The 4749-nt window shown below is 47.3% G+C and carries 2 protein-coding genes; both read right to left on the bottom strand.

What is annotated here, in order from left to right:
* Positions 1-656: 656 nt before the first annotated feature.
* A complete protein-coding gene (locus VMT62_13565; GenBank protein HVN97452.1) occupies positions 657-2027 on the bottom strand; it encodes a sigma-54 dependent transcriptional regulator in 1371 nt (456 codons plus the stop codon).
* Positions 2028-2372: 345 nt separating this feature from the next.
* Positions 2373-4749, bottom strand: a 2377-nt coding sequence (locus VMT62_13570; protein HVN97453.1) for an adenylate/guanylate cyclase domain-containing protein, incomplete at its 5' end; no start/stop codon positions are given.

The following is a 4749-nucleotide window of genomic DNA, read 5'->3' on the forward strand; positions in this document are numbered from 1 at the left end:
CACCGATTCCTGATCATCGAGGATTAATATCCGTATGTTTTTGTCGCGCATTATTTTTTTGGAATGAGCGTCAATATGAGCGGTGAGAAGGCATGATCGCATAGAGACAAATCTCCATTCAAGTGCACATGCTATAGAATTCGGCGTGCGCCTTAAGAACCATGGTCTGACAGGCCGGTTCCTCATAAATCGGAGGGCTTGAATATAGCCTATCGCCTTCCGGAAATGATCAGAAGCTTGGTGGGGTTTTTACTACCCCTGGGGAATAAGATAACGAAGCCTCTTGTGCAGGGGAAAAAGAAGCAGACGTATTGGGGGGGAGATGTTCCGCTTCTCTTTCGGTTTTTGTGGCGAGCATGTTGAACAAAACGTTTGTTTTGTGTACTTCCTGCGTGTAAGAGGCTTCGTTTGTGGAGGACACTTGAAAGGTCAGATAATTTCTCGCCTGAAAGGCGAATTCCGTGAGCCAGCTTAATGCATTCAACTTTTGTCTGATACCCTGAGCCGCTTTCATGTTGATAAGGTTATAGCAAATACCATGCCAAAACGTAACATATTGAAATAATTAGAATCTGGTTTTGATGGAAAGTAGGATATTAGGTAATCAATTCCATATAGTAGGGCGCGGGTTCCACAATCTCATTTGGAAGCATCTCTCACAGGTTGGTGAGGCCGTATTGTTTTATCTTCGTAAGAAGAGTCTTGTAATCGACTTTAAGAATCGAAGCGGCCTTGGTCTTGTTTCCCCTGGTGAGCGTCAAAATATGCTGGATAGCCTGTTTTTCAGCGTCTCTCGTAACCCTTGCGGTAAGCTCTTTCAGGGGGAGCAAGGGGAGATGGTCCTGGCCGTTCTGGGTTTCTTCTATGAGAAATTCAATATCACTCGGTTTTATCACATCGTTCTGGGCCAGGAGCACAGCCCTTCTGATAACATTTTTCAGTTCGCGCACATTGCCGGGCCACGAATAGCCCTGCAACAGAGCGATGGTCTCTTTGCTGATCTCGCGCATCTGCTTGCCAAGCTCTATGGAGGCCTTTGTAAAGAACTTCATGGCCATGAAGGGAATATCTTCTGTCCTGTCCTTTAGCTTCGGCACGGTGATAATGAATTCGCTGAGTCTGAAAAACAGGTCTTCGCGGAACCTCTTTTCGCGCACCGATTGCTTGATGTCAGAGTTGGTAGCCGCGATAATCCTGACATCGATACCTACAGGCTTTGAGTTGCCGACCGGGTAGATCTTCTTTTCCTCTACCGCCCTCAGTAATTTGCTTTGGAGCTGTAAAGGCATGTTCTCCAATTCATCGATAAATATCGTTCCACCCTGAGCGATTTCAAAGAAACCGATTCTCTTTTTGTCCGCGCCGGTGAAGGCGCCTCTTTCGTGGCCGAAGAGCTCACTTTCGATAAGGTTCTCCGGAATGGCGCCTACGTCTACAGACTGGAATTGCTGCTTGGCCCGCTTGCTCAGATTATGGATTGTTTGCGCCACGACAGATTTGCCTGTACCGGTTTCGCCCTGAATTATCACGGAAAAATCGCTTCTCGCTACCTGCCGTACCTGGTGAATGACATCTCGCATAGCTTCGCTCTTGCCAAAGACCCATTCGAGAGAAGTATCCACCGTAGTATCGAGATTACTTAGCGCCTTGTGCAACTCGTAATTTTCTATGGCCCTATCGAGAATGAGGATTAACTTGTCAACCTGGGGAGGTTTGGTAAGAAAGTCGTAGGCGCCCAGTTTTATCGTTTTCACGGCAGTCGGGATATCGGCATATCCCGTAATGATTATGATCGGCACGTGAGGATCGATCTTCTTTAACTCCTGTAACGTCTCGATTCCATCCATCCCCGGCATCTTGAGGTCCAGAAGAATTGCGCTAGCGCGTTCTGTTCTGTATACATCGAGCGCTTCACGACCGTCACGAGCTTCGACGGGCAGATAACTGTTTTTTTTCAGGATGGTGCTCAAGACGAGCCTCACCGCTTTGTCGTCGTCTATAACAAGTATTTTATTTTCAACAGTCATGAGATGCCGGGCCCAACCTATATTGATGGTATAGCATAAACACAGACCGTGTCAAATAGTTTGTATGAGAAAATCCGCGGCAACACGCTTAAACAAGCGACTCCTTTTGAACGTGCGCAGAATTGTGGTAACATTACCGGGAAGACAAAAGATATGTCCGACAGGGCGAAGAAATCTGAATGTTTCAACTGTAGGCACTTCTATATTACGTGGGACAAGCAATATTCCAGGGGATGCAGGGCCATGGGCTTCAAATCCAAAGAAATTCCTTCCCGAGTCGTCTTGCAGGCATCCGGCCTTGAATGCAGACGATACGAAAAGAAGAAGGGTCCGTAGAAATACTACTTATCGGACAGATTTTTCTTTTGACGCTCTTTTCAACATAAGCAAAAAGGAAGTAACGAGACTTAAACCTGTCCCGCTGATGAGAAAGACCTTTTGAAGAGCTGATGCATTAGGCAGCGAGGTCATGTCGAGTTTAGAAAGCAGTCCGTTTATAGTGCCGGTAAAGAAGGGCAGGATAAAGACGCCAATACAGAAGACGATCGAGAGGCACATGGATGAGTACTTCAAAAAACGGAAGAACATGGCAATGCCTTGTTGCAACACGTCGAGCCTTCTTAATGCAGGCTCCATCCGATCAATCTCCTGAGAGATTTTGGTACATTGTTTAAGACAGGTATCGAATTGCCAGGACGCGGTGTAGGTGCCCACCTCTCCTAAGTCATCCATCCCGGATTTAAGCATTTTGAGCCTTGATAGGGTGTTCAAAGAAAAATACGGAAAGGGATGGTTAAGCACAATCGCCAGATTTCTTTGGAGGCGTCTTCTCAGCTTTGTGACGAATTCCGAAAGGTCCTTTTTTTGTTCCTTAAGCGTATTGTTGCAGATGGAGATAACGGTGTAAGCAAGTTCGATCATATCCAGATAGCCGAAGTAGCTTCCAGACTTCGCCAGATCATCGATGCGCGCCATGGTTGTCTTAATATACTCACCGTCCTTTTCGGTAAGTATGGTTTGCGTGTTGTTTATCTTCGTTATGGCATCAGCCAGGGAATACTCTGCGTCGGCCCTTGCCTGGCTCAATAGCCTGGTTAATTCTTCGAGGACAAAGTTGCTATAGGGCGCCATATCCGGATCAATGAGGGCAATCACGAAATATGCCCGGTCACTTTTTACGAGCCTTGAGAGCCTGGGGATGGCCGATTTTTCCTTCTTTTGCTGCAGCTTCAACAGGATATCCAGATAGAATGCTTCCGCGCAATTCGGATCTGTGGACAGGATCTTATGCACTTTCTCCTGGGCCTTAAGACTGTTATTGAGTAGCACGTAAATTCGAGACTGCAAAAGCTGGATAAAGATCCGCTGAGGAGTTGTTGGGGCTAATCTCAGGGCTGTATCGAAATCATTGATGGCGCTCGCGAAATTGTTGCGCTCTATATCGAGAAAGCCTGAAATACAATGCGGCTTGTAATCCCTTGCGTTCTTTTCCAGGGCGTTTTTGAGGAGCAATTCGGTGTTCTTGTAGTCGGAAACCCTGAGTGAATCCTGGGCGAGCCAAGCGAAGCCTCCCTGGCCGGCGCTCTGATTCCGTTTAGCCCTGTCCCATTCACTCTCCGGACTGTCCCATATGGTCCTCAAGAAGGGCAATTGATAGACCTTCTTGAGCTCGTACATGGATTTGGCGACGAGTTCCTCTTCATTGCGGGTTTTGTCCTGGCGAGAAGCGAGCCCGGCTTGCTCCACGTGTGCATTCGATTCTTGCTGTCGAAGAAACATGCTATTGATCTCGGCGACCGAAAGATACCCGACTTCATGGATGGCTCGCATAGGCTCAACAAACATCTTGGAAGGACAGTCTTTAGAAAGATGGTGCATATCGCCACAATAGAAACACGGGTCCAGATTCTTTTCGGAAGACGTTCGCTTGAGAATCAGTTGCAGTTGAGGAGAGCTCTGTTGCTGCGCCCCATTTACGTATTTGTAGAATGGCAATTCCGGACGCTCCTCTGGATGTGGCGAAACGAGAATATCTCTCCGTTTTATTATGTCGTTATAGGACTGTCTTGTCAGGTAAATACCGCCTGTGTTCAATTCTCCGGGGGCCTTCATGATCTGTCTTACGGGTAGAAGCTCCCCTTTTGTGTCGGCGTTCTTAGCGAGAACCATTGAGACGATCGGGTGCGTATCGCAACCCAGCCTCTTGGCTTCCTGGTTAAGATACAGGAACAGGCGTTCCGATACTTCAAAAGCCGTCAGACTGTCGGCATATGTGAGTATCACGGTCTTATCGGGTAAGGTATGCTCCGATTGGTGCTTTTTAGCAAGCAAATGGTTTTTTGTGGCGGCGAAGCTATTCCATATTTGTTGATAAGGGCTAACCGGATCATTGCTCCCGGGCGTTTCCAACGGGCACAAATACAGGGTTGACGATGTATCGGGCTTAAAGACTGACGCCTTTTCCCAGACAACTTTGTATATGGTGAGGCCCGTCGGTACGTTCTTCATATTCCAGAAGTTGATGAGCTCAAAATAAACGAGTGGCATGTCCTTGGTCAGCTCATACACTTCGTGGGACACGAATATCTGGTCTCCGTTTGCCAGATTGGTCAATTTTGCGGCTACATTGACCACATCGCCGTAGATGTCCTTTTCCTCGATGATTACTTTGCCGAAATGTATGCCTATCCTTACATGAATCTCGTTATGCGAGTCGTTTTCC

The organism is Syntrophorhabdaceae bacterium, from assembly GCA_035541755.1.
In the GTDB taxonomy this organism is placed as follows: Bacteria; Desulfobacterota; Syntrophorhabdia; order Syntrophorhabdales; family Syntrophorhabdaceae; genus PNOF01.